Source organism: Nocardia aobensis NBRC 100429, from assembly GCF_000308375.1.
GTDB classification, from domain to species: domain Bacteria; phylum Actinomycetota; class Actinomycetes; order Mycobacteriales; family Mycobacteriaceae; genus Nocardia; species Nocardia aobensis.
Genome location: NZ_BAFQ01000056.1, coordinates 19,668 through 43,034, shown reverse-complemented (window position 1 = coordinate 43,034; position 23,367 = coordinate 19,668). Strand labels below are relative to the sequence as shown.

Here is a 23,367-nt window from a genome sequence, read left to right as displayed (position 1 = left end):
CGCTCACACCGGCCCGCATGCGGCCGGACGGGCCGGGCGCGTGGCCCGGCCCGCTCGATGCCTGCTAGCTCTGCACCGCCGGCGGCTGACCGGACTTCTCGTATTCGGCGATGATGTCGATGCGCCGCTGATGCCGCGCCTCGTCCGACCACGGCGTCGCCAGGAACGCGTCGATGATGGCGAAGGCCTCCTCGGTGCTGTGCATCCGGCCGCCGATACCCATGAGCTGCGCATTGTTGTGCTCACGAGCCAGTTTCGCGGTCTCCACGCTCCAGGCCAGCGCACAGCGCGCGCCGGGAACCTTGTTCGCGGCGATCTGCTCACCGTTACCGCTGCCGCCGAACACGATGCCGAGGCTGCCCGGGTCGGCGACGACGCGGCGAGCGGCGTCGATGCAGAAGGCCGGATAGTCGTCGACGGCGTCGTACTCGTGGGCTCCACAGTCGACCACGTCGTGACCGGCCTGCGTCAGATGATCCTTTACTTGGTTCTTCAATTCGAAGCCGGCATGGTCGGCACCCAGGTATACGCGCATGGCTGAGATTCTGTCAGGTGGGCGCTTTCGCTCCACATGGGGTGGTTCTCCGATCCTCTATAGAGTTCAGCCCATGCAGTCCGAAGATCAGTGGGCCGATCAGTCACCACAGCAGGGGCGCGGACCGGGGTGGAATCCGGTGACCGGTATGGCGGGGTGGGATCCTCGGCTGGGACCGCCGGGATGGGGTCCGCAGCAACCGTTTTCGCCGCCGCACGTCCCGCCGTTCCAGCCGACGCGCGGACTGTCTCCCTGGGGGATGCCGGCCCGGCACAGCTGGGAGATCCCGCTGCTGATCGTGGTGATTCTGGCCACCGTCACCGGTTATCTGATCGCGCTGCTGTTCCTGCTCGTCGGTGCGGTGAACTACTACGTCCTGCTGCTGATCCTCGCGCCGCTGCTGCTGTGGTTCGGCCGCGGCACCAACTATTCGATGCAGCGGCTCAATGCGGTGAAGATGTCGCCCACCCAGTTCCCGGAGGGATACCGGTTGGTGGTCGAGGCGGCCGCGCGCTTCGGCATGGCGACCGTCCCGGATGCCTACGTGGTGCTGGGCAACGGGCAGATCAACGCCTTCGCCTCGGGGCACGGGTTCCGCCGCTACGTGGTCGTCTACAGCGATCTGTTCGAGATCGGCGGCCAGGCCCGTGACCCCGACGCGCTGGCCTTCATCATCGGCCACGAGGTCGGCCATATCGCGGCCGGCCATGTGTCGTACTGGCGCCAGCTGGGCATGTTCCTCGTGCCGTTCCTGCCGATCATCGGCAATTCGCTGATTCGCGCACAGGAGTACACCGCCGACAATCACGGCTTCTGCAACCGGCATCTCGGCGCCCCCGGAGCGATGAGAACCCTTGCGGGCGGCAAATATCTGAACTCGCTGGTCGATTTCGACGAGATGGCCGACCGCGCGCCACAGGACAAGGGCTTCTTCGTCTGGGTGGTCAACGCCATGGCCTCGCATCCGGTGCTGACGTGGCGGATGTGGGCGCTGCGCGATCGCAGCCGGCACGGGCGGATGTTCCTGCGGCCGAGCGGTCCGCCGCCACCACCGATGACGGCGACGCCTCCGCCGTATCCGCCACCGGCCGTCCCGCCGCAGCCGATGCCGCCGGCCGGACCGCCCACTCAGACGGGCAGCTACCCCGGATACGGCGAAATTCCGGGGCTGCCGCCGCGGTAGCCGCACGTCCGGCACGGGGCGTGCTGCGCCCCGTGCCGTTCATCCACTAGTCGAACTGCGGGTCCTCGTTGCGGGTCCGCTTGAGTTCGAAGAAGTGCGGATAGGACGCCAGTGCGACCGCCCCGTCCCACACCTTCCCCGCGTCCTCGCCGCGCGGAATCCGCGACAGCACCGGGCCGAAGAAGGCGGTGTCGTTGATGTGGATGGTCGGCGTGCCGACGTCCGGCCCGACCTTGTCCATTCCGGCGTGGTGGCTCTTGCGCAGCGCCTCGTCGTACTCGGTGCTGGTGGCGGCCTCGGCCAGTTCGGCGGGCAGCCCGACCTCGGCGAGAGCGTCAGCGACGACCGCGGCCAGGCTGTCGGCCTGGTTCTCGCGCTCGTACTCCTCCCGGCGATTGTGGATGCGGGTGCCCATCGCGGTGTACAGCGGTGAGAGCACTTTCTCACCGTGTTGCTCGGCCGCGGCGATGGCCACCCGGACCGGCCCCCACGCCGATTTCATCATTTCGACGTAGCGCTCGGGAAGGTCGTCACGGCCCTCGTTGAGCACGGCCAGGCTCATCACGTGGAAGCGCGTATCGATATCGCGGACCTTCTCGACCTCCAGAATCCAGCGCGAGGTGATCCAGCACCACGGGCACAGCGGATCGAACCAGAAATCGACGCGGTCCCTGGAACCGGCGGTGGTCGTCTGATCGCTCACATTTCGTCCCTTCGAAGAAACAGTGGGGAGGCCGCACGCCACCCGTCCTCAGCATTGGTCAACGCCGCGAAGTTGGCGATACTTCCCGATCGCCGCGGCATCGCACAGTAGGGTCGGATACGACCCTGGTTGCCCGCTGCCCGGAGGTTTCCCCATGCCCACAGATTCCAGGTTCGTCATCGTCGGCGGCGGTCTGGCCGCCGCGAAGCTGGCGGAGTCGTTGCGCGACAACGAGTTCGACGGCGCGATCACGTTGATCGCCGAGGAGGCGCAACTCCCCTACGAGCGGCCGCCACTGTCGAAGGAGCATCTGCTCGGCAAGAAGTCGCTCGCCGATTTCACCGTGCATCCCGAGCAGTGGTATCGCGATCACGATGTCGAGCTGCTGCTCGGCACCGCCGTCACGGCCATCGACCGCACGTCGAAAACGGTTGCGCTGCCGGATGGTTCGACCCGGCCGTACGACAAACTCGCCCTGGCCACCGGATCGCGCCCGCGCCGGCTGCCGATTCCCGGCGCCGATGCCGAGGGCGTGTACATGTTGCGCACCATCGGGCAGTCCGATGCGCTGATCTCATTGTTCGGCTCGGCGCGGCGGCTGGTAGTCATCGGCGCGGGCTGGATCGGGCTGGAGGTCACGGCGGCCGCCCGGACCGCCGGTCTCGAGGTGACCGTGCTGGAGGTCGGCGCGGTGCCGCTGCAGGCCGCTCTCGGCGACGAGATGGGCGCGGTCTTCGGCGAATTGCACCGCGCGCACGGCGTCGATCTGCGCTGCGGTGTGAAGGCGGCCGAGATCGTCACCGCCGACGGGAAGGCCACCGGAGTCCGCCTCTCCGACGACACGGTCGTGGACGCCGATGCGGTGCTGATCGCGGTCGGCGCGCGGCCGAATATCGAACTGGCCGCCGACGCGGGGCTCGCGGTCGAGGGCGGCGTGCTGGTGGACGAAAGTCTGGCCAGCAGCGATCCGGATATCGTCGCGGCCGGCGATATCGCCGACCAGCAGCATCCGGTGCTCGGGCAGCGAGTGCGGGTCGAACACTGGGCCACCGCCCTCAACCAGCCGGCCGTGGCGGCGCTGACGATGCTCGACCGGCCCGCCACCTACGACCGGCTGCCGTACTTCTTCACCGACCAGTACGACCTCGGCATGGAGTACACCGGTTTCGTCGCACCGGATGCGACGACCTCCGTGGTGGTTCGCGGCGACGCGGCGAGCCGCGAATTCGTCGCGTTCTGGCTGGATCAGGGCAATCGAGTGCTGGCGGGGATGAACGTCAACGTCTGGGATGTCACCGATCGGATCAAGGAGCTGATCCTCGGCGGCGAACCGGTGAATCCGGACGCGCTCGCCGATACGACCACAGATTTGTGATCACGATCACAGCCGAGGTAGGTCTAGAAGCCGCGGTCGGCACCGACCCGATCGTGAGCGCGCCGCGCTGGCGCGCCGGCGATCCGAGGAGATCATCGTGAAATACATGCTGCTCAAGACCTACCGCCCTGCCGCGCACTGCGAAACTCCGATCGGCGAGTGGCCGCCGGAGGACATCGCGGCCCATATCGAATTCCAGCGCGCGCTCGGCGCGGCACTGCGCGAATCGGGTGAGCTGGTCGATGCCCAGGGTCTGGCCTTCCCGGATCAGGCCCGTATCGTCAGCGCCGACGGGCGGTCCGCGCCGGTGGTCACCGACGGCCCGTTCCCGGAGACCAAGGAATTCCTGGCGGGCTACTGGATCGTCGATGTGGACAGCGCCGACCGGGCGCTGGAGATCGCCGCGCAGGCATCGGCCGCGCCGGGCCCGGGCGGCGCCCCGATCGGTGAATACATCGAGGTGCGCGCGGTGATGGACGCCCCGGCGACCGAGGCCTGATCCGCCGCGCCATGCCCGGATCACAGGTACCGGCCGTCCCAGGCGGGCAGCCGTCGGAGCGCGACGACTCCGCGCAGGAGGTCGCGCTGCTCCTGCGGGAGGTCGCGCCGGGCGTGCTGGGAATGCTGGTGCGCCGCTACGGCGATTTCGACGCGGCCGAGGACGCGGTGCAGGAGGCGATGCTCGCCGCGGTCACCCAGTGGCCGGACAAGGGCTATCCGGACAATCCGCGGGCCTGGCTGCTCCAGGTCGCGCAGCGGCGACTGATCGACTCGGTGCGTTCGGAGATCGCACGCCGCTCCCGCGAGACGACGGCTGCCCTGCAGGACGTGCCGCCCGCCGATACCGATTCGGCCGCCGACGACACGTTGACGTTGCTGCTGCTGTGCTGCCATCCCGCGTTGTCGCCGGCCAGTGCGATCGCGGTGACGCTGCGCGCGGTGGGCGGTCTCACCACCGAGGAGATCGCCCGAGCCTTCCTGCTGCCGGAAACAACCATGGCGCAACGTATTTCGCGGGCGAAGAAGCGGCTCGCCGCACTGCCGCGCCCGTTCGCCGAGTCCGCCGTCACCCCGGAAGAATGGGGCCCACGGCTCGGGCCGGTACTGCACGTGCTCTACGTGATGTTCACCGAGGGGCACACCGCGACCGGCGGCTCCCACTTGTACCGCACCGATCTGGCGGCGGAGGCGATTCGCCTGACCCGCAAGGTTCACCGCCTGCTTCCGGGCGATCCGGAGGTCACGGGGCTGCTCGCGCTGATGCTGCTCACCGACGCCCGCCGCGCGGCACGCCTGGGTCCCAGTGGCGAATTGATTCCGCTGGCCGAACAGGACCGCACCCGCTGGGACCGCGCCCGCGCCCGGGAGGGAATGCGGCTGGCGACGGCGGCGGTCGAGGCCGGACTCGACGGCCCCTACCGCGTCCAAGCCGCCATCGCCGCACTGCATACCCGGGCACCGAGCGCCGCGGCGACGGACTGGGAGCGAATTCTCCTGCTGTACAACATCTTCGAGCGACTGTCGGACAATCCGATGGTGAGTCTGAATCGCGCGGTGGCGGTGGCCATGGTGCACGGGCCCGCAGCCGGGCTGGAATCGGCGAACGCGCTGGCGGATCGCCTGCGTGGCAACCATCGACTCGAGGCGGTGCGGGGACACCTGTCCGAGATGGCGGGCGACCGTGCGGCGGCGATCGAGTCCTATACGGCGGCAGCACACCTGACCACGAGTACGCCCGAGCGCGACTACCTCAGGCTGCGCGCGGCGAAGCTGCGCGCCTCGTAGCCGGGCGCGCCGGGGCCGCCGTCAGCGAAAGCTTCTGCGGCGCAATCGCTTCGACCGTGACCGACCGCACTCACGCCCAGGTGTTGCCCGTGATGCGCTGGTAGGCATCCATGTATTTCTCGCGGGTGACGGCCACGACATCGGCGGGGATCTCGGGGCCGGGCGGCTCCTTGTCCCAGCCGGTGGAGGTCGCCCAGTCGCGGACGAACTGCTTGTCGAACGAGCGCTGCGCCCGGCCCGGCTCCCATTCGTCGGCCGGCCAGAACCGCGACGAGTCGGAGGTCAGAACCTCGTCACCGAGGGTGAGAACATCTCCGTCCCAGCCGAATTCGACCTTCGTGTCGGCGATGATCACACCGCGCCCCGCGGCGTGCTCGGCGCCGCGGGTGTAGATCTGCAGGGTCAGGTCGCGCAACTTCTCAGCGACATCGCGACCCTCTTGATTCACCACATCGTCGAACGTGATCGGCTCGTCGTGTCCCGCGGACGCCTTGGTGGTCGGGGTGAAGATCGGCTCGGGAAGTTTGTCTCCCTCCCGTAGCCCGGCGGGCAGCGTCACCCCCGAGACCGCGCCGGTCCGCCGGTACTCCTGCAGGCCGGAACCGACCAGGTAGCCGCGGGCGATGCACTCCACCTGCACCATCTTCAGCGGTCGCACGCGCACCGCGCGCCCGGCGAATTCGTCCGGGACGTCGGTGGTCGAGAGCACGTGGTTGGGCACATCGGAGAAGTAGTCGAACCACCAGTTCGACAGCTGGGTGAGCAGCGCCCCCTTGTCCGGAATCGGCGTCGGCAGCACCACGTCGTAGACCGAGACCCGATCGGAGGCGACCAGAATCAGCGATTCCCCGTCCTCGTAGAGATCGCGCACCTTACCGGCGTGAATGTGCTTCACCGGCCCTCCTCGCTTCGCTGTCCGCCGCACACGAACGCCCAGCCTACCGAGCGCCCCGGCGGCACCGGACGCTCGGTGGCGCGGCGCGCGGCGTTTCGTCTCGCACGGGGTGCGGATGCACGGTCGGCCCAGCCGTGCGGGCGCGAACGTGGCATTCTGGGCACCGTCAGCGACTGCATCCGCAGCGTGGTCCACACGACCGGTCCGAGCGAAGGAGTCTCCTTGTCTGCACCGAACCTCACCCGCGAACAAGCCATCGCGCGGGCCGCGACGATCAGTGTGGAGAACTATCGCGTCGAACTCGACCTCACCGGACAGCCGACCGGTCCCGCGGCCACCGCCGGCGAGACGTTCTTCTCGCGCTCCACCGTCACGTTCACCGCCACTCCGGGCGCGCAGACCTTCATCGATATCGTCGCCGCCGGTGTGCGTTCGGCCGTTCTCAACGGCACCGAACTCGACATTTCGGGCTACGACGAGTCCGAGGGTCTCACCCTGACCGAGCTGGCCGAGAACAACGTCCTGGTGGTCGAGGCCGACTGCGTGTACTCGCATACGGGCGAGGGTTTGCACCGCTTCGTCGATCCGACCGACGACAAGGTCTATCTGTACTCGCAGTTCGAAACCGCCGACGCCAAGCGGATGTTCGCCTGCTTCGACCAACCCGACCTCAAGGCGACCTACGACATGACGGTCACCGCGCCCGCCGACTGGGAGGTGATCTCCAACGGCGCCGCGACCGCCACCCGCACGGTCGGCGAGGTGGTCGAGCACACCTTCGCCACGACGCCGCGGATGAGCACCTATCTGGTCGCGCTGATCGCCGGGCCGTACGCCAAGTGGATCGATGTGTACACCGACGATCAGTCCACGATCCCGCTCGGCATCTACTGCCGCGCCTCGCTCGCCGAATTCATGGACGCGGAACGGCTTTTCACCGAGACCAAACAGGGCTTCGCGTTCTACCACCGCAACTTCGGCGTCCCGTACGTCTTCGGGAAGTACGACCAGCTGTTCGTTCCCGAGTTCAACGCCGGCGCCATGGAGAACGCGGGCGCGGTGACGTTCCTCGAGGACTACGTCTTCCGGTCCAAGGTCACCCGCGCCTCCTACGAACGTCGCGCCGAGACCGTGCTGCACGAGATGGCGCACATGTGGTTCGGCGATCTCGTCACCATGAAGTGGTGGGACGATCTGTGGCTGAACGAATCCTTCGCCACCTTCGCCTCGGTCCTGTGCCAGGCCGAGGCCACCGAATACACCGGCGCCTGGACGACTTTCGCCAATGTGGAGAAGTCGTGGGCGTACCGGCAGGATCAGCTGCCCTCCACCCATCCCATCGCCGCCGACATCCCCGATCTGGCGGCCGTGGAGGTCAACTTCGACGGCATCACCTACGCCAAGGGCGCCTCGGTGCTCAAGCAGTTGGTGGCCTACGTCGGGCTGGAGCCGTTCCTGGCCGGGCTGCGGGACTACTTCGCCGCACACGCCTTCGGTAACGCCACCTTCGACGATCTGGTCGGTGCGCTCGAAAAGTCCTCCGGGCGTGACCTTTCCGGCTGGGGCGCGCAGTGGCTCAAGACCACCGGCCTGAATACGCTGCGCCCCGACTTCGAGGTCGACGCCGACGGGACGTTCACCCGATTCGCGGTCGTGCAGGGCGGCGCGGAACCCGGTGCCGGCGAGTACCGCGTCCATCGCCTGGCCATCGGCGTCTACGACGACCGGGACGGAAAACTGGTGCGCACCAAGCGCGTCGAGCTCGATCTCGACGCCGCCGAGCGCACCGAGGTCGCCGAGCTCGTGGGTGTCGAGCGGGGCCGGCTCGTGCTGGTGAACGACGACGACCTGACCTACTGCTCGCTGCGCCTGGATCCGCAGTCACTGGACACCGTGATCGCGCGGATCGCCGATATCGCCGAATCCCTGCCTCGCACGCTGTGCTGGTCGGCGGCATGGGAAATGACCCGACAGGCGGAGATGCGGGCCCGGGATTTCGTGGCGCTGGTGCAGCGCGGAATCGGCGCCGAAACCGAAATCGGTGTCGTACAACGGCTTCTGATGCAGGCGCAGACCGCCCTGGCGAGCTACGCCGACCCCGAGTGGGCCGATCAGACCGGATGGCCGGCCTTCGCCGATCGTCTCCTCGAACTGGCCCGGGCGGCCGAACCGGGTTCGGACCATCAGCTGGCCTTCGTCAACGCCCTCACCGGCGCGCGCCTGTCACCGTGGCACAGTGAGGTGCTGGGCACCCTGCTGCTGGATTCCGACCCCGCCGCGGCCGCGCTGCCCGGCCTCGCGGTGGACACCGATCTGCGCTGGCGGATCGTGGGCGCGCTGGCGGCGGCCGGTCAGCTCGACGCCGAGAGCACCGATACCCCGGTCATCGACGCGGAACTCGAGCGCGATCCCACCGCCGCCGGCCGGCGCCAGGCGGCCGCGGCCGCCACCGCCCGCCCCCAGGCCGAGGTCAAGGAAAAGGCCTGGCGCACCGTGATGGACGACGACTCCGTCCCGAACATCACCGCCCGCGCGATCGTCGGCGGCTTCGCGCCGGTCGGGCAGGGTGAACTGCTCACGCCGTATGTGCAGCGCTACTTCGACGAGATCGCCTCGGTGTGGGAGCGCCGCTCCAGCGAGGTCGCACAGACCGTCGTCGTCGGCCTCTATCCGCACTGGGCCATCAGCGAGGAGGCCGTGGCCGTGGCCGACAAGTTCCTCGCCGATGAACACCCGCCGGCTTTGCGCCGCTTGGTGATCGAGGGTAAGGCGGGAATCGAACGCTCGCTGCGTGCCCGCGCCGCCGACACCGCCTGAGTCTGCTTGCGGCGCCTACCGATCGGTGGGCGCCGTAACGCCGGACCGCGAAGCGACGCGGTTCACTGCCGAGGCACCGGTGTGTTGTGCCGCGCCGCGATCCACCAACGGCCATCCTCCTTGGTCAGCACATACAGCGCGACCATCGCCGGGTCGACATCGATCGGCGCGCCATCGGCGGTCACCGCCCGTGCGGCCTTGTGCGCGATGGCGACATCCGCCCGCAGGAACGTTATGCCGAGGAGCTCGTAGCGCACGTACTGGTCTTTCAGGAATCCCGCCAATCCGTCCCGGCTCGCGGCGAGCGTCGCGTCGCGGCCGTGCAGGAGCATGCCGGCCGCGTTGCCCAGCACCGCATTACGGGCCACATCCCGCACCATCAGTTCGGCGTCGTTGGTATTGAACGCGGTCTCGACATTCGCGATGAGCGCCTCGATCGCCACCCGGTCCTCGGCATGGTCGACACTGTTGTCCTCGATTAGCGGATTCTGGTCCGTCGTGTTCATGATGATCATCTTTGGACCTCGAGAGCGGTTGAGGTCAAGAAGTTCGCTGCTGTGAGCGGATCTGCTCACGGCAGCGACAGCCGCCGTCGCCCCCGCCGATCGGGCACGGTGGCTTCATGGCTCACGACAACACGACTCCGCTGTTCGACCGTCGGTCGCGCGAGCAGTTACTCGCCCGGCGCGTGCTCGTACTCGACGGTGGACTCGACGACGACAACGGCACCCTATTGACCACCCAGCTGCTGACCCTGGCAGCCGAGAACCCCGACGCCGGCATTTCGCTGTGGATCCACTCCCCCGGCGGCTCGGTGCCCTCGATGCTGGCGATCCGCGACGTGATGCGGCTGGTGCCCTGCGAGGTTTCCACGCTGGCACTCGGATTGGCTTGCAGCGCCGGGCAATTCCTGCTGTCCGCAGGCACCCGGGGCAAACGCTACGCCTTGCCGCACGCCCGCATCCTCATGCATCAGGGGTCGGCGGGCATCGGCGGCAGCGCGGGCGAGGTGGAGGTGCAGGCCGACGATCTGCGCCACACGGTGAACACCGTGCTCGGACTCATCGCCGAGGACACCGGGCAGCCGTTCGACCGCATCTACGAGGACTCGCTGCACGACCGCTGGTTCACCGCGACCGAGGCCCGGGAGTACGGCTTCATCGACCACATCGTCGACTCCTTCGACCAGGTCATCCCGCAACGCCAGCGCATCGGAATCTCGGCCGGGAAAGCATAGGGGCACATCATGACCAGCTACACCATTCCCAATGTCATCGCGCAGCACCCGCGCGGCGAGCGGATCATGGACGTCTATTCGCACCTGCTCACCGAGCGGATCGTCTACCTCGGCACCCCGATCGATTCAGGGGTGGCGAATGCGCTGATCGCGCAGATGCTGCATCTGGACGCGGAGAGCGCGGGCCAGGAGATCAACCTCTACATCAACTGCGAGGGCGGCGATCTGTCGGCGATGCTCGCGATCTACGACACCATGCAGCACATCTCGTCGCAGGTGGCGACCACCTGTGTCGGCCAGGCCATCGCGGTCGGTGCGGTGCTGCTGGCCGGCGGCGCCGACGGTCGGCGGGCGATGCTGCCGCATGCGCGCGCCGTCCTGCATCAGCCGGCGACGCGCGGACAGGGCGCGATACCCGATCTCATCATCCAGGCCGACGAACTCGTCCGGATGCGCGCCGAAATCGAGACGATCCTGTCTCGCCACACCGGTCAGGAAGTCGCGACCCTACGGCACGACACCGATCGCGACCGGGTGTTCACCGCGCAGGCAGCGGTGGAATACGGATTGGCCGACACCATCCTCGGCGCTCGCAGCTGAGCGGATCCGACAGCGCAGGAGAGTAATTCACAGCCGAGCGACGGATCGCGGCGGCGCAGGCGATCTCCGTGAGGCGTGGTGCGCGCTCAGGCGGCGCGGGCGAGCATGGTGGGACCGAACGGTGGACGGGCGGCCAGCGGGCGCACCGGGGCGAGGCGGGTGACGCGCAGCAGGTCGGCGGCGATCTCCGCGGTCAGTTCGCCCAAGGTGGTGCCGAGCGCTCCGGCGAGGGCGGCGATCATCTCGCTCGACGGTTCCTTGCGCCCGCGTTCGATCTCGGACAGGTACTGCGGTGAAATCCCGGCCCGGCCCGCCGTTTCGGTCAGCGTCTCGCCGTGGTCCCGGCGCAATTCGCGCAACCGTTCTCCGAGTACCTCACGCCACAGCGGTTCCCGGGCGGCGCGGGGTTCGCGAGGCCGATCTGGGCGCGACGGCACCGATCGCAGCACGTCTCGCTGGGGTCGGGGGCCAGGCTCGGCCGGTGTCGCCGGGACGTCCGGGCCATCCGCCCGGGTCGAGGGCGCAGACTCGTCCGCACGTCCGCCGGGGAGCGAATGCAGTTTCGGGTACTCGGCCATGTGGTGAGCCTACGGCTGCCGCCGGGCGGGGCGAGCTCACTTACGCTCACAGCGTATTTCGGGTCGTCCGTAGACAGCCGCACCCCCTCCCGGCTGTTCCGGGAAGGGGTGCGTGGCCCTGATGCGAACCGGCGCGAGCGTGCCGATCAGTGCGGACGAATCAGCTCGGGCGGCCGATCGCGGACGCCATCACGCGGACCGCGGAGACGAGTCCGTCGATGAGCTGTCCCTGCCGCAGCGACGCGAGCGCCGCGGTGACCCCGAGCTGGCAGACCCGGTCGTTCACACGGTCGGCGACGTCGCGACCGGATCGAACCTCGACCGCCTTGTCGTTGGGCGAGACGGCGATGAGCACCGAACGCGCCGCCTCGGGAGTCGACGGGAACACCGCGTCGGCGCCGGCGGCGGCATCCGCGCCCAGATCGCCGATGTAGATGTTGAACCGGACCTTGGTGCTGCGAGTCGCCTCGGTGAGGGTGTTGTCCATCAGCAGCCGCTCATGGTCGTTGAACGGCGCTTCCTTGAACACGTCACCGGCTTCGTGCACGCCGGATACCCGCCCGCTGGGGGTGATGGCGTACCCGTGCGGCAGGGTGGACGGGTCCACCACAGGCCAATTAGAAGTTGCCACTTGCCCGGCCTCCGATCAGATCTGCCCCAGCGGATTCGATGGCCGCATGATGTCCATGCGCCGACTCAGCGACACCGTGACCGAATGCGGTCACCTCATCGGTCGCGCTCCACAGCACCGGCTCCGCGGTCCACTTCTTCCCGAGGTCGTAGTGGACCGGCTTCTCACCGGGCAGCGGTTTGCCGAGGAACGACAATCCGGCGATCACCGCGTAGATCACCAGCGGGATGCCGAGAAAGATCAGCACTGTTTCGAGAATGCTCACAGCTCAACGGTAGACGATCGTGGTTTGCCGGTCCGCGCCGAGCCGCCCGTGTCACACCAACCAGGCCGTCGAGTCCGGTGCGAGCAGGGCACCGTGCGGCGGCGCGCTCGCCAGCAGCATCGTGCCCGGGGGCAGCGCGATCGGAGCCGCGGAGGCGTTGAGCACACAGATCAGTCCACCCGGCCGGCGGAAGGCGAGACAGTCCTCCGGCGCGTCGAGCCAGTCGACCGTGTCGCCGTCGAATTCGGCTCGGGTACCGCGTACTCGGAGAGCGTCCCGATACAGCGACAGCGTCGAGTCGGGCGATTCGCGTTGCGCCGCCACGGTCCGATCGGCCCATTCCGCCGGAATGGGCAGCCAGGAGTCGGGACCGGCGCTGAATCCGAAGGGCGGATCGGTCCCCTCCCACGGAATCGGCACCCGGCAGCCGTCACGCCCGCGTTCGGTGTGGCCGGAGCGTTCCCAGACCGGGTCCTGCAGCACCTCCTCGGGCAGGTCGTCGACATTGGGCAGCCCCAATTCGGCGCCGTTGTAGACGAAAGCCGCCCCGGGAAGCGCGAGTTCGAGCATGATCATCGCGCGTGCACGGGCGATGCCGGACGCGCCGCCGCCGTAGCGGGTCACCTCCCGCTCGATATCGTGATTGGACAGCGTCCACGTCGGGATGGCCCCGACGCGCGCTACCGATTCCAGCGAATTCTCCACTGCCGCACGAATTCTCACCGCGTCGAACGGTGTCTCGGCAAGCCGGAAGTTGAAGGCGAGGTGAAGTTCGTCCGGGCGCACGTACTCGCCGAACCGGACGTTGTCCTCGACCCACACCTCACCGATGGACACCGCGTCCGGGTACTCGTCGACCACCTTGCGCAGCCGCCGGTGGATGTCGTGGACCCCCGGATTGTTGAAACGCGGATCGCTGTCGTCGTGCACCAGCAACTTCGCGTCGGCGTCCGCGAGATGGGTGACCGACGGGTCGGCCGAATGGGTGGCCGACGGGTCGGCGGAGAGTCCCACCGCTGCCACCACGACCGGATCCATATCGGGCAGTCCGGGCGGTTTGGCCATGCCGTGTGCCACATCGATGCGGAAACCGTCGACGCCGCGATCGAGCCAGAACCGCATGGTCTGCTCGAAATCGGCGACGACCTCCGGATTGTCCCAGTTCAGATCCGGTTGTTCCGGTGCGAACAGATGCAGATACCACTGCCCCGGCGTCCCGTCGGGCTCGGTGATGCGCGTCCACGCCGGACCGCCGAAGATGCTGGGCCAGTTGTTGGGCGGTTGCGAGCCGTCGGACCCGCGACCGTCGCTGAAGAGGTAGCGGGCCCGCTCGGCGCTGCCGGGGGCGGCCGCCACCGCGGCCGCGAACCACGGATGGCGGTCGCTGGTGTGGTTGGGCACCAGATCCATCGTCACCCGGATGCCGCGCTCGTGGGCTGCGGCGATCAGCTCGTCCATGGTCGCGAGGTCGCCGAACAGCGGGTCGATATCGCGCGGATCGCTGACGTCGTATCCACCGTCTGCCATCGGTGAACGCATCACCGGACAGATCCACAGCGCGTCGACGCCCAGCAGTTCCAGATAGCCGAGCCGGTCGCGCACGCCGGCGAGATCACCGACACCGTCGCCGGAAGCATCGGCGAACGAGCGCGGATAGATCTGATAGAACACCGCCGAACGCCACCAGGGTGGCGCCGATTCCTCCGTATGCCCCGCGGCGTCCCCCACTGCCGCGAGCTCAGCCCGTCCGCCGGCCGATGACGCTGTCACAGTCGAATCCCGGCCCGGCTCACATGGGGGAATTCATGAGCGAATTCGCGGCCATCTCCAAGTAGTCGAGCAACGCACGCCGATGTTCGTCGTCGAGAACGTCCGGCTCGATCTCGGCAATCGCGATGTGCATACAGCGCAACCACGCATCACGCTGGAGCGGTCCGATACTGAACGGCATATGCCGCATGCGCAGCCGGGGATGTCCGCGTTCGTCGGAATAGGTGCGCGGGCCGCCCCAGTACTGTTCGAGGAACATGCGCAGCCGGCGCTCGGCCGGGCCGAGGTCCTGCTCCGGATACATCGGCCGCAGGATCTCGTCGGCGGCCACCTCCCGATAGAACGCCGCGACGATCCGCCGGAACGTTTCCGCCCCGCCGACCGCCTCGTAGAACGATGTCGCCGTCTGTTCGCCGGAAGTCATCGACCCTCTCGATCTGCTCGCCTGCCCGTATCCGCCCACCATTGTGCCCGCACCGCCCGCGGACGGCCCACCCGTGCGGCAGCCGCCCGACGGTCACCGGCGGATCACGCGACGTTCAGACGACGGTCGCCGCGGGGACGGCCACACGGCAGATAATCGCCTCCGACACCGGTATCCGGGCAGCGGATACCGAGCCGCACCGCGTCGACCACCGGCGATCCGCGCACCCGGCCCGAATTTCGGCACCGAAATCACTGTGCACACGGGCACGTTCCGTGGTCAACTTGGTGACAGTGTCTGCCGATCAGCACACGAACCGACCTAGCAGAATTCGGGGTCCATCCATGAAGCAGCGGCACGGCGCCCGGTCACACGAGGCGAGAACGCACCGACAACTCCAGCCCGCCGATGTCCACAATCGTGGGTCGGGGGCTACTCCGCTGCATATCCTCTCCGCATATTCCTCTCCGGGACATCCGTCCGCGTCACCGGGACATTCGTCCCCGGGTGCGATCACGCACCGAAACACCGAATCCGCAGCTACCGCCTGGTCCAAGAGCCGGGTACTGCTTCTGAATGCCACCTACGAGCCACTGACAGCACTGCCCGCCCGGCGGGCCATCGTGCTACTGGTCTGCGACAAGGCCGATACCGTTCATCACAATCCCGAGGGCCCGGTCGTCCACTCCGCCGGCGCCTCGGTCGCGCTGCCGTCGGTGATCCGGCTGCGCAACTACGTGCGAGTCCCCTACCGCGCCCGGGTCCCCATGACCCGCGCGGCTCTCATGCACCGGGATCGTTATCGCTGCGCGTACTGCGGCGGAAAGGCCGAAACCATCGACCATGTCATTCCACGCAGTCGCGGGGGCGCGCATTCCTGGGAGAACTGCGTAGCCTCCTGCGCTCCCTGTAATCACCGCAAGGCCGACAAACTCCTGAGCGAGTTGGGCTGGACGCTCATGCACCCCCTGGTCTCGCCGACCGGGCCGCATTGGCGATTGCTGTCGACCACCTCGGATCTGGATCCGGTGTGGTTGCAGTACCTGGGCGAGGGCGCTGCCTGACCCTGAAACAGCGCGCCGATCACAATCGTGAGCGCTGCTCTTGAAATATTCACGGATGTGAGGCACACTCGTCTGCGAGCACAAGAGCGGTGCTCTCGAAAGTGATTGGAGCCCACTATGTCGGATCTACATGTCGTCACCGGAGCCGGACCCGTCGGCACCACGATCGCCGAACAACTCGCCGCCACCGGGTCGACGGTCCGCATCCTGACCCGGTCGGGCAGCGGTCCGGACCATCCGCTCGTCGAGCGACGCTCGGTGGACGTCAACGATCGCCACCAGCTTGCCGCCGCGGTCGACGGTGCCGCCGCGATCTACCACTGCATCCACGCCTCGCAATACTCCGCGCGGACCTGGCGGGCGGAACTGCCCGGCGCCGAACAGATGATCCTGGACGTCGCGGGGCGCACCGGGGCAGTCGTCGTGTTTCCGGAGAGCCTGTACTCCTACGGCCCGGTCGACCGGCCGATGACCGAAAAAATGCCCCGCACTGCGGATTTCGGCAAACCGGCGATCCGGGTGCACCTCCTGCGCGCTCGCGAGGCATCGCCGACGCCGACGGTCAGCGTGGCCGCCTCCGATTTCATCGGGCCGCATGTGCGCACCTCGCACGCCGGTGACCGGATGGTGCCGAATATCCTGGCGGGCAAGACCGTTCAGATCTTCGGCAAGGCCGATCTACCGCATTCGTTCACCTATATGCCCGATCTCGCCGCGGCCATGATCCGGGCGGCCGCCGACAGCACCCTGTGGAACACCTTCCTGCACGCCCCGACCGCCCCGGCGGTCACGATGCGCGAACTGGTGGCCGCGCTGGCCGAGGCCGCTCGGATGCCGATGCCGAAAGTTGTTGCGCTGCCCGGCTGGACACTGCGCACGGCCGGCATCGTGAGCTCGATGATGCGGGAGCTGGCAGAGATGAACTACCAGTTCGAGCGGCCCTTCAGACTCGATTCCACCCACAGTGAGCGACTGCTCGGCCTGGCGCCGACGCCACTGCCGGAGGTCGCGGCGGGCACCGTCGCGTGGTGGAAAACCGCTGTGGCGGAAGGGAAGTGAACTACCGGGCGCCGATCACCCGGCCAGCAGCGGCCCACTGCGGCGACGAGCGACCGAGCCGTAACGCGCGTCGAGCCGCAGCCAGCTGCGGGTTGCCCGCACCCGCACGGTCTCAGCGGGCGCGATGCGGCGAGAGTCGGCTTCGCCGCCTGCGTGCGGAATGAAATCCATTGCGGTGAGCGCGAAGACGACGCGCATCGGGACCTCGACGCGCTCGTCGCCGCCGGTGACGGTCAGCACCGTCTGCTCCAGCAGCGAGGCCGGCGGACCGTGGCCGGCACCGTGTTCGGCTGCCACCCGGGCACCGCGTTCGGCGAGTTCGACCAGGCTCCGGGCCGGAACATCGTCGATATGCGCGAAACCCACAGCCGGTGGCAAAGCGGTGCGCCAGGCCGAATCCATCGAATACCCCACCTCGATGCGCCCGTCGGCGGCGGGCCGTTCGAGTCCGGACAACGCGGCGTCACCGGCGACCGTGACGTCCACGACGTCCAGTTCGCCGACCACCGTGCGCGCGGCCAAGACCTCGAATCCGGTTGCCGCCCACGCGGTGACGTAGCGGTCGCCGCGGCGATGCAACCGCACGACGGCAGTCGGATCCAGCCGGATCGCGTGGGTGAGAAAGGTCGCGAGGTTCTCCCGCTCGGCGGGATCGGATATGCGCAGCATCGAACCGATGTCGTCCTCGGGTGTCGTCGCCGCTATTCGGCCCGCCACAGGCTCAGATATTCGCGCTCCTCGTCGGTGAGCCGGCGCAGCCGCTGGGTGTCGATATCGAAGGCCGCGATCTGGGTGCTGGCGAGCACGGCCGGCGGTGAATCCAGTGCCACGCCGTTCGCGCGGACCTCGTAGCCGATGGTGAAATCGACCGCGCGCAGCTGTTCGATCCACATAGCCACATCCAGCGGCGTGTCCTCGTGCCGGAGTTGGCCGCGGTAGCGAACGTGCAGGTCGGCCAGGACACAGCCGGTACGCAGCCCCGCGGTGGGCCGCTCCCCCTCGAACAGCCACGGAATACGCGCCTCCTCGAGCAATGTCACCATGCGGGCATGGTTGATGTGCTGGAAGACGTCCATATCCGACCACCGGACATCGACCTTCGCGTGGAAACGCTTGGGCAGGACGACGGTGCCTCCTGCCTTCAGGGCCCCGTTCACCGAGCCGACACTGGTCACGCTGTTCACCTCCGATCGGATTCCGCCCGCGCGCATCGTGCGGCGTGCCTGCGCGGGCGGACGAGCAAGCCGAAGCGGCGTGCGACTCCGATGTCGGGACCGCTTCGGCTAACCAGTATGCAGGTTCGGGGCTCGACCGCCGTTCAGCGAGGCACCTCCGACTGCGCCCCCACACCGCTGACCATGCTGCGGACCTGCCGCGCCGCGACCGAGAGCGTCGCCAGATCGTGTGCTCCGGAGGCGAACAGTTCCGACAGCGCCGCCCGCGCGCGGCCGAGCCGGGACTGGTTCTTCGACTCCCAGTACGCGATCTTCTCCTCCGCGGTCTCCTCCGGATCACCCGCGGACAGCACGTCGAGGGTGAGCGACCGCAGCGACCCGTACATATCGTCGCGCAGGGCGAGCCGGGCCAAGGCGTGCCAGCGATCGCCGCGCTCCAGATGGCTCACGGCCTGCAGCAGCCAATCGATCTTGAGGTGCTCGTTGAGCGCGTAGTAGAGCGCACCGACCTCTTCGCCACTGCGGTCGGTGATATCCGCGATATCGACGACGTCGAGCAGCGGGAACAGGTTGAGCAGACCGAAGACCTCGGTGGCCAGATCCTCCGGTACGCCACGCGAGACGATCTCGGCGGAGGCTTCGGTCAATGTGTCGAGGTGATGGCCGCGCAACCATCCCGGGACCTTCGGCGCGAGTTCGCGGACCGGACCGCTGTAGCGGTGGATTTCGGCGCCGACCGCGACCGGCTGCGGACGGTTGCTCAGCAACCAGCGCGACGCGCGGTCCAGGGTGCGCTTGGTTTCCAGCTCCAATTCGTCCTTCACCGCCGTCGGCACGTCGGCGGCGCGAATGCGCTGCCACAGCGAATGCAGGTCGAAGATCTGGCTGGTGGCCGCGAAGGCGCGCACCACATCGGTTGCGCTGGCGCCGATTTCCTCGTTGAGCCGGTGCGCGTAGGTGATGCCACCGAGGTCGACCATCTCGTTCACCACCATGGTGGTGACGATCTCGCGGCGCAGCCGGTGACGTTTGATGGCACCGCCGAATCGCTGGCGCAACGCCGACGGGAAGTATTTCGGCAGCCGCGCGGCGAAGTACGCGCTGTCGGGCAGATCGCTGTCGAGGAGATCGGCCTTCAGCGACAACTTCACGTGTGCCAGGAGGTTCGCCAGTTCCGGCGAGGTGAGACCGGTCCCGGCCTCCGCGCGACGAGCGAGCTCCTTCGTCGAGGGCAGGGCTTCCAGTTCCCGATCCAGACCCCGCCGCTGTTCCAGATCCTCGATCACCCGCATATGCACGTTGAGCATGCGCGGCGCCTCGGTGCGCGACATCCCCATCAGGTAATTCTGGGAAACGTTGTCCCGCAACACCATGTCCGAAACGTCGTCGGTCATCGAGGACAGCAGCGGGTTGCGATCGCCGACCGGCAGTTCACCGGCGGAGACGACCCCGTCCAGCAGCACCTTGATATTGACCTCGTGGTCCGAGCAGTCGACGCCGGCGGAATTGTCGAGGGCGTCGGTATTGCATTTGCCACCGAGTTTGCAGAATTCGATCCGTCCCAATGCGGTGACGCCGAGGTTGCCGCCCTCGCCGATGACGCGCACGCGCAGATCACTCGCATTCACGCGCACAGCGTCGTTGGACTTGTCGCCGACATCGCCGTTCGACTCGGTACTGGCCTTGATATAGGTACCGATTCCACCGTTCCACAGCAATTGCACCGGCGCCCGCAGAATGGCCCGGATCATGTCCGGCGGCGACAGTGATACGACGTCCTCGTCGAGACCCAGAGCGCGCCGGATCTGCGGGCTCACCGGCACGGCCTTCACGGTGCGATCCCAGATACCGCCGCCTTCGCTGATCAGCGAGGTGTCGTAGTCCGCCCACGACGACCGCGCCAACCCGAACAACCGCTTCCGCTCCGCGAACGACGACCCCGCCACCGGATCCGGATCGATGAAAATATGCCGATGATCGAACGCCGCCACCAACCGAATATGCTCCGACAACAACATCCCGTTACCGAACACATCCCCCGACATATCCCCGACACCCACCACCGTGAACTCCTCACGCTGGGTATCGACATTCATCTCCGCGAAATGCCGCTTGACACTCTCCCACGCACCCTTCGCGGTAATCCCCATCGCCTTGTGGTCATACCCCGCCGAACCACCCGACGCGAACGCATCACCCAACCAGAAACCGTATTGTTTGGCGACGTCGTTTGCGATATCGGAGAAGGTCGCCGTCCCCTTGTCCGCCGCGACCACGAGATAGGTGTCGTCACCGTCGCGGCGCACCACCCGCGCCGGCGGAATCACCTCGCCACTGGCGTGATCGACATTGTCGGTCACATCCAGCAGACCGCTGATGAAGGTGCGATAGCACTCCACCCCTTCACTCTGCAACGCCTGGCGGTCGGTCGCCGGATCGCCACTGGGCGCGGGCGGGCGCTTCACCACGAATCCGCCCTTCGCGCCCACGGGCACGATCACCGCGTTCTTCACCGCCTGCGCCTTCACCAGACCCAGAATCTCGGTCCGGAAATCCTCCAGGCGATCCGACCACCGCAGCCCACCGCGCGCCACCGGGCCGAAGCGCAGGTGCACGCCCTCGACCCGCGGTGAATACACGAAGATCTCGAACTGCGGCCGCGGCCGCGGTAGCTCCGAAATCGCGTGTGGCTCAACCTTCATCGACAGATAGTCACGCGGCCGGCCATCGGCGTCGACCACGTAGTAGTTGGTGCGCAGCGTGGCGGTGACGACACCGAGAATGGCGCGCAGAATACGGTCGGCGTCCAGGCTCACGACCTCGTTGATCCGTTTCCGCACCGCGGCCCGCAACTCGTCCGCACGGTCCGAGGAGGCCGAATCCGGATCGAACATCGCCTCGAACAGTCCGACGAACAGCTGCGCGATATCCGGTGAGGCGAGCAGCACGCGAGCGATATTGGCCTGACTGTACGGAAAGTCCGCCTGCTGCAAGTACTTCGAATAGGCGCGCAGAATCGATACCGCCCGCCATTGCAGTCCGGCACGCAGCACCAACTCGTTGAGCGGATCGCTTTCCGCCCTGCCGTGCCAGAGGGCGTCGAACGCCTCGGTGAAGCGCTCGCGCAGCCCGCGTTCCTGTGCATGGAGGACATCGAGCCGGTCGGCGGTTTCCACCAATTCGGCATCCATGTTGCGGTCCAACGACATTCGCAGCAGGTCGGGACGCGCCTGCAAGCCGAAATCGTAGATCCACGCCGTCCTGCCGTCGCCGAACTCGACCTCGTAGGGCCGTTCGTCGACCACCTCCACACCCAGGCTCTGCAGCAGCGGCAGCACCTGGCTCAGCGAGATACCGCCGCCGACGTACAGGGTGAATCGCCATGACCCGGGTTCGGCACCCGGCCTGCGATACAGATGCTGATCGATGGCCTCGCCGCCGAGGCGCTCCAGCCGAACGATGTCGGCCAGCGCCCGGGAGGGCTCGAAATCCTCCTTGTACCCGTCCGGTAGCGCGGCCGCATAGCGTTGCACGACAGCGGGATCCAGCACCGTCGACCGGGCCACCTCGTCGCGCAGGTGATCGTCCCAGGTGCGGCTGGCCTCGGCGAGCAGATTCTGAATCCGCAACCGATTGGTTTCGGACGTATCCACCTGTGTCCCCGGTTCGGGGAGATGCACGGTGAAATACACACTGGCGAGCTCGTTTTCGGACACCCGCGCCGAATAGTCGATCGATTCACCGCCCAGTTCGCGCACCAGGATGTCCTGGATCTCGAGTCGGACCCGGGTGGTGTAGCGGTCGCGCGGCAGATACACCATGGCGGCCACGAAGCGACCGTAGGAGTCCTGGCGGAGGAACAACCGCACCTGTCGCCGAATCCCCACACTGAGCACGGCGCTGGCGGTGCGGCGCATCGTGTCGATATCGGAGGAGAACAGTTCGGTGCGGGGGAAGGACTGGATCACCTCGAGCATCGCCTGGCCCGAGAACGATTCCAGATCGAATCCGCACTGTTCGATCACGGTGCGGACCCGCCGCGCGATCACCGGGATGTCGAGGACGTTCTCGTGCAGGGCGGCGACGGTGAACACGCCGATGAACAGATGTTCACCGACGACCGTGCCCGAGGCGTCGGACTCCGCGACGCCGACGAAATACGGGTAGACCGAGCGGTGCACGGTCGCCGGCACCAGCCCCTGGGTGAGCATCAGCAGCGGGCGCCGGCCGCCGTTGCCCGGAACCTGGAAGTCGGTACCGACGTTGGGTCGCAGTACACCGAGGCAACTGTCCGGCACGACAACGGATTTCGTCTCCGCTCCGGCCGCGGGGCGACGCTGGAAGCGGGCATAGCCGAGGAGGGTGAAATGCCCGTCGGCCAGCCACTCCAGCAGATGCGCACAGTCGATCAGATCGACGACCGGGTAGGGCGAGGTCCCCGCGTCCGCCGTACGAATCAGCTCGTGGGCGAGGCGATCCTGCACCGCGCGCATCGCCTCGGTATCGCCGATGACCTGTCGCACGTCGGTGAGCACATCGGGTACCTCGGACTCGATACGTTCGAGCACGTCCCGGCTCGTGGACGGGTGCAACTGCACGTGAATCCAGGATTCCCGCAAGCCGGTGACGCCGTTGCCGTCGACCTCGTGCGGTGCTGCGGAGTGCAACCGCCCCTCGTCGTCGCGCATCACCTCGAAGATCGGGTGGATCACTTCGCTCACGGTGACGCCGATGCGGGTCAGGGCAGACGCCACCGACTCGACGAGCAGACGCATATCGTCGGTGACCAGTTGCACCGCCGCCCCGATGCCACTGCCGTCGTCCGGGTGGTAGACCCGCACGCGCGCCGCGCCCGCGGGACGTTGCAGGCCCAGTTCGAGATGCCTTCGGAAGACCAGCGCCGAACTTCCGGTGATCGCACAGTCCACATCGCCGGCATCCACGTGACGGAAGTACGCCGACTCGAGCGTCGCGAGTTCTCCTCGCAGCGGCTCCGGCAGACTCTCCGCCCACGCGTTACTGGACAATTCGGACGAGACCGTCATTTTTTTCGCCAACTCCCTCGGATTCGGTTCCGCAACAAAGTGACGCCGGAGTCGAGAGTAGCTGGGCAGCCGAGGCGCCGGGGTGGATTCCTTCTAAACCCTCGGCGACGCTCAGCTACCTCGAACGGGCCGGTTGGTACGCCCGTGTTCGCAGCCTACGCCGAGACCGAGGTAGGCCGCGATGACGTTGCGCCCCAGAATGATTGACGCACGCCCGGGTGGTCGG

Annotated in this window: 21 protein-coding genes; 9 read left to right on the top strand and 12 right to left on the bottom strand. The window is 67.5% G+C overall.

What is annotated here, in order from left to right; all coding sequences use genetic code 11:
- Positions 1–64: 64 nt before the first annotated feature.
- Positions 65–535 carry a ribose-5-phosphate isomerase gene (locus RJ03_RS07365; protein WP_036499357.1) on the bottom strand — a complete coding sequence of 157 codons (471 nt, stop codon included), beginning with the start codon at positions 533–535 and terminating at the stop codon, positions 65–67.
- A gap of 148 nt (positions 536–683) precedes the next feature.
- Between RJ03_RS07365 and RJ03_RS07360 the strand changes: the two genes are divergently transcribed.
- Positions 684–1,718, top strand: coding sequence for a M48 family metallopeptidase (locus RJ03_RS07360; protein ID WP_083870655.1), 1,035 nt, complete (start codon positions 684–686; stop codon positions 1,716–1,718).
- Between the two features lie 46 nt (positions 1,719–1,764).
- On the opposite strand, the gene RJ03_RS07355 is transcribed toward RJ03_RS07360, so the two are convergent.
- Entirely contained in the window at positions 1,765–2,421 is a 657-nt protein-coding gene (locus tag RJ03_RS07355; RefSeq protein ID WP_036499355.1) for a mycothiol-dependent nitroreductase Rv2466c family protein, read from the bottom strand.
- Positions 2,422–2,575: 154 nt separating this feature from the next.
- On the opposite strand from RJ03_RS07355, the gene RJ03_RS07350 reads away from it, so the two are divergent.
- From RJ03_RS07350 to RJ03_RS07340, 3 genes are all read left to right on the top strand, one after another.
- Positions 2,576–3,796 (top strand): NAD(P)/FAD-dependent oxidoreductase, encoded by a 1,221-nt coding sequence (locus RJ03_RS07350; protein ID WP_036499353.1) that lies wholly within the window; start codon positions 2,576–2,578, stop codon positions 3,794–3,796.
- Between the two features lie 97 nt (positions 3,797–3,893).
- Positions 3,894–4,295, top strand: coding sequence for a YciI family protein (locus RJ03_RS07345; protein ID WP_036499351.1), 402 nt, complete (start codon positions 3,894–3,896; stop codon positions 4,293–4,295).
- 11 nt (positions 4,296–4,306) lie between these two features.
- Entirely contained in the window at positions 4,307–5,581 is a 1,275-nt protein-coding gene (locus tag RJ03_RS07340) for an RNA polymerase sigma factor (RefSeq protein WP_051024419.1), read from the top strand.
- Positions 5,582–5,651: 70 nt separating this feature from the next.
- On the opposite strand, the gene RJ03_RS07335 is transcribed toward RJ03_RS07340, so the two are convergent.
- Positions 5,652–6,476: a phosphoribosylaminoimidazolesuccinocarboxamide synthase gene (locus RJ03_RS07335; protein WP_036499349.1), complete on the bottom strand. Its 825-nt coding sequence runs from the start codon at positions 6,474–6,476 to the stop codon at positions 5,652–5,654.
- Positions 6,477–6,698: 222 nt separating this feature from the next.
- Here RJ03_RS07335 and pepN point away from each other — a divergent pair, with 222 nt between their 5' ends.
- Complete coding sequence (gene pepN, locus RJ03_RS07330; protein ID WP_036499402.1) at positions 6,699–9,293, top strand: aminopeptidase N; 2,595 nt, start codon at positions 6,699–6,701, stop codon at positions 9,291–9,293.
- Between the two features lie 62 nt (positions 9,294–9,355).
- Here the strand turns inward: pepN and RJ03_RS07325 are convergent, their stop codons facing one another.
- Positions 9,356–9,799: an SgcJ/EcaC family oxidoreductase gene (locus RJ03_RS07325; RefSeq protein ID WP_036499400.1), complete on the bottom strand. Its 444-nt coding sequence runs from the start codon at positions 9,797–9,799 to the stop codon at positions 9,356–9,358.
- A gap of 116 nt (positions 9,800–9,915) precedes the next feature.
- On the opposite strand from RJ03_RS07325, the gene RJ03_RS07320 reads away from it, so the two are divergent.
- On the top strand, positions 9,916–10,530 hold the full coding sequence (locus RJ03_RS07320) for a ClpP family protease (RefSeq protein WP_036499347.1): 615 nt from the start codon (positions 9,916–9,918) through the stop codon (positions 10,528–10,530).
- 9 nt (positions 10,531–10,539) lie between these two features.
- Complete coding sequence (locus RJ03_RS07315; RefSeq protein WP_036499345.1) at positions 10,540–11,130, top strand: ClpP family protease; 591 nt, start codon at positions 10,540–10,542, stop codon at positions 11,128–11,130.
- Between the two features lie 86 nt (positions 11,131–11,216).
- Here the strand turns inward: RJ03_RS07315 and RJ03_RS07310 are convergent, their stop codons facing one another.
- From RJ03_RS07310 to RJ03_RS07290, 5 genes are all read right to left on the bottom strand, one after another.
- Positions 11,217–11,567: a helix-turn-helix domain-containing protein gene (locus RJ03_RS07310; RefSeq protein WP_245552207.1), complete on the bottom strand. Its 351-nt coding sequence runs from the start codon at positions 11,565–11,567 to the stop codon at positions 11,217–11,219.
- Between the two features lie 301 nt (positions 11,568–11,868).
- Positions 11,869–12,315, bottom strand: a complete 447-nt coding sequence (locus tag RJ03_RS07305; protein ID WP_086007201.1) for a DUF5130 family protein — start codon at positions 12,313–12,315, stop codon at positions 11,869–11,871.
- A 10-nt stretch (positions 12,316–12,325) separates the two neighbouring features.
- Positions 12,326–12,604: an aa3-type cytochrome oxidase subunit CtaJ gene (gene ctaJ, locus RJ03_RS07300; protein WP_036499339.1), complete on the bottom strand. Its 279-nt coding sequence runs from the start codon at positions 12,602–12,604 to the stop codon at positions 12,326–12,328.
- Between the two features lie 51 nt (positions 12,605–12,655).
- The gene (locus tag RJ03_RS07295) at positions 12,656–14,332 is read right to left on the bottom strand and encodes a glycoside hydrolase family 13 protein (RefSeq protein ID WP_036499336.1); all 1,677 of its coding nucleotides are present in this window, start codon (positions 14,330–14,332) and stop codon (positions 12,656–12,658) included.
- A gap of 61 nt (positions 14,333–14,393) precedes the next feature.
- The gene (locus tag RJ03_RS07290) at positions 14,394–14,798 is read right to left on the bottom strand and encodes a globin (RefSeq protein ID WP_030512691.1); all 405 of its coding nucleotides are present in this window, start codon (positions 14,796–14,798) and stop codon (positions 14,394–14,396) included.
- A 344-nt stretch (positions 14,799–15,142) separates the two neighbouring features.
- On the opposite strand from RJ03_RS07290, the gene RJ03_RS07285 reads away from it, so the two are divergent.
- On the top strand, positions 15,143–15,862 hold the full coding sequence (locus RJ03_RS07285) for an HNH endonuclease (protein WP_174372269.1): 720 nt from the start codon (positions 15,143–15,145) through the stop codon (positions 15,860–15,862).
- 117 nt (positions 15,863–15,979) lie between these two features.
- Positions 15,980–16,921, top strand: a complete 942-nt coding sequence (locus RJ03_RS07280; RefSeq protein ID WP_036499330.1) for an NAD-dependent epimerase/dehydratase family protein — start codon at positions 15,980–15,982, stop codon at positions 16,919–16,921.
- Positions 16,922–16,936: 15 nt separating this feature from the next.
- Here the strand turns inward: RJ03_RS07280 and RJ03_RS07275 are convergent, their stop codons facing one another.
- The 3 genes from RJ03_RS07275 to RJ03_RS07265 all read right to left on the bottom strand — a co-directional run bounded on the left by RJ03_RS07275 (position 16,937) and on the right by RJ03_RS07265 (position 23,141).
- Positions 16,937–17,590, bottom strand: coding sequence for a DUF8185 domain-containing protein (locus RJ03_RS07275; RefSeq protein ID WP_036499392.1), 654 nt, complete (start codon positions 17,588–17,590; stop codon positions 16,937–16,939).
- A 32-nt stretch (positions 17,591–17,622) separates the two neighbouring features.
- Positions 17,623–18,096, bottom strand: a complete 474-nt coding sequence (locus RJ03_RS07270) for an acyl-CoA thioesterase (RefSeq protein ID WP_444543645.1) — start codon at positions 18,094–18,096, stop codon at positions 17,623–17,625.
- A 143-nt stretch (positions 18,097–18,239) separates the two neighbouring features.
- Positions 18,240–23,141, bottom strand: a complete 4,902-nt coding sequence (locus RJ03_RS07265; protein ID WP_036499328.1) for an NAD-glutamate dehydrogenase — start codon at positions 23,139–23,141, stop codon at positions 18,240–18,242.
- Positions 23,142–23,367 lie beyond the last annotated feature (226 nt).

Excerpts from the sequence above, each read along its gene's own strand:
- RJ03_RS07280 (WP_036499330.1), top strand. The coding sequence starts at position 15,980 with ATGTCGGATCTACATGTCGTCACCGGAGCCGGACCCGTCGGCACCACG.
- RJ03_RS07315 (WP_036499345.1), top strand. The coding sequence starts at position 10,540 with ATGACCAGCTACACCATTCCCAATGTCATCGCGCAGCACCCGCGCGGC.
- RJ03_RS07325 (WP_036499400.1), bottom strand. The coding sequence starts at position 9,799 with ATGAACACGACGGACCAGAATCCGCTAATCGAGGACAACAGTGTCGAC.
- RJ03_RS07265 (WP_036499328.1), bottom strand. The coding sequence starts at position 23,141 with ATGACGGTCTCGTCCGAATTGTCCAGTAACGCGTGGGCGGAGAGTCTG.
- RJ03_RS07350 (WP_036499353.1), top strand. The coding sequence starts at position 2,576 with ATGCCCACAGATTCCAGGTTCGTCATCGTCGGCGGCGGTCTGGCCGCC.
- RJ03_RS07290 (WP_030512691.1), bottom strand. The coding sequence starts at position 14,798 with ATGACTTCCGGCGAACAGACGGCGACATCGTTCTACGAGGCGGTCGGC.
- RJ03_RS07360 (WP_083870655.1), top strand. The coding sequence starts at position 684 with ATGGCGGGGTGGGATCCTCGGCTGGGACCGCCGGGATGGGGTCCGCAG.
- RJ03_RS07340 (WP_051024419.1), top strand. The coding sequence starts at position 4,307 with ATGCCCGGATCACAGGTACCGGCCGTCCCAGGCGGGCAGCCGTCGGAG.
- RJ03_RS07320 (WP_036499347.1), top strand. The coding sequence starts at position 9,916 with ATGGCTCACGACAACACGACTCCGCTGTTCGACCGTCGGTCGCGCGAG.
- RJ03_RS07275 (WP_036499392.1), bottom strand. The coding sequence starts at position 17,590 with ATGCTGCGCATATCCGATCCCGCCGAGCGGGAGAACCTCGCGACCTTT.
- RJ03_RS07365 (WP_036499357.1), bottom strand. The coding sequence starts at position 535 with ATGCGCGTATACCTGGGTGCCGACCATGCCGGCTTCGAATTGAAGAAC.
- RJ03_RS07285 (WP_174372269.1), top strand. The coding sequence starts at position 15,143 with ATGAAGCAGCGGCACGGCGCCCGGTCACACGAGGCGAGAACGCACCGA.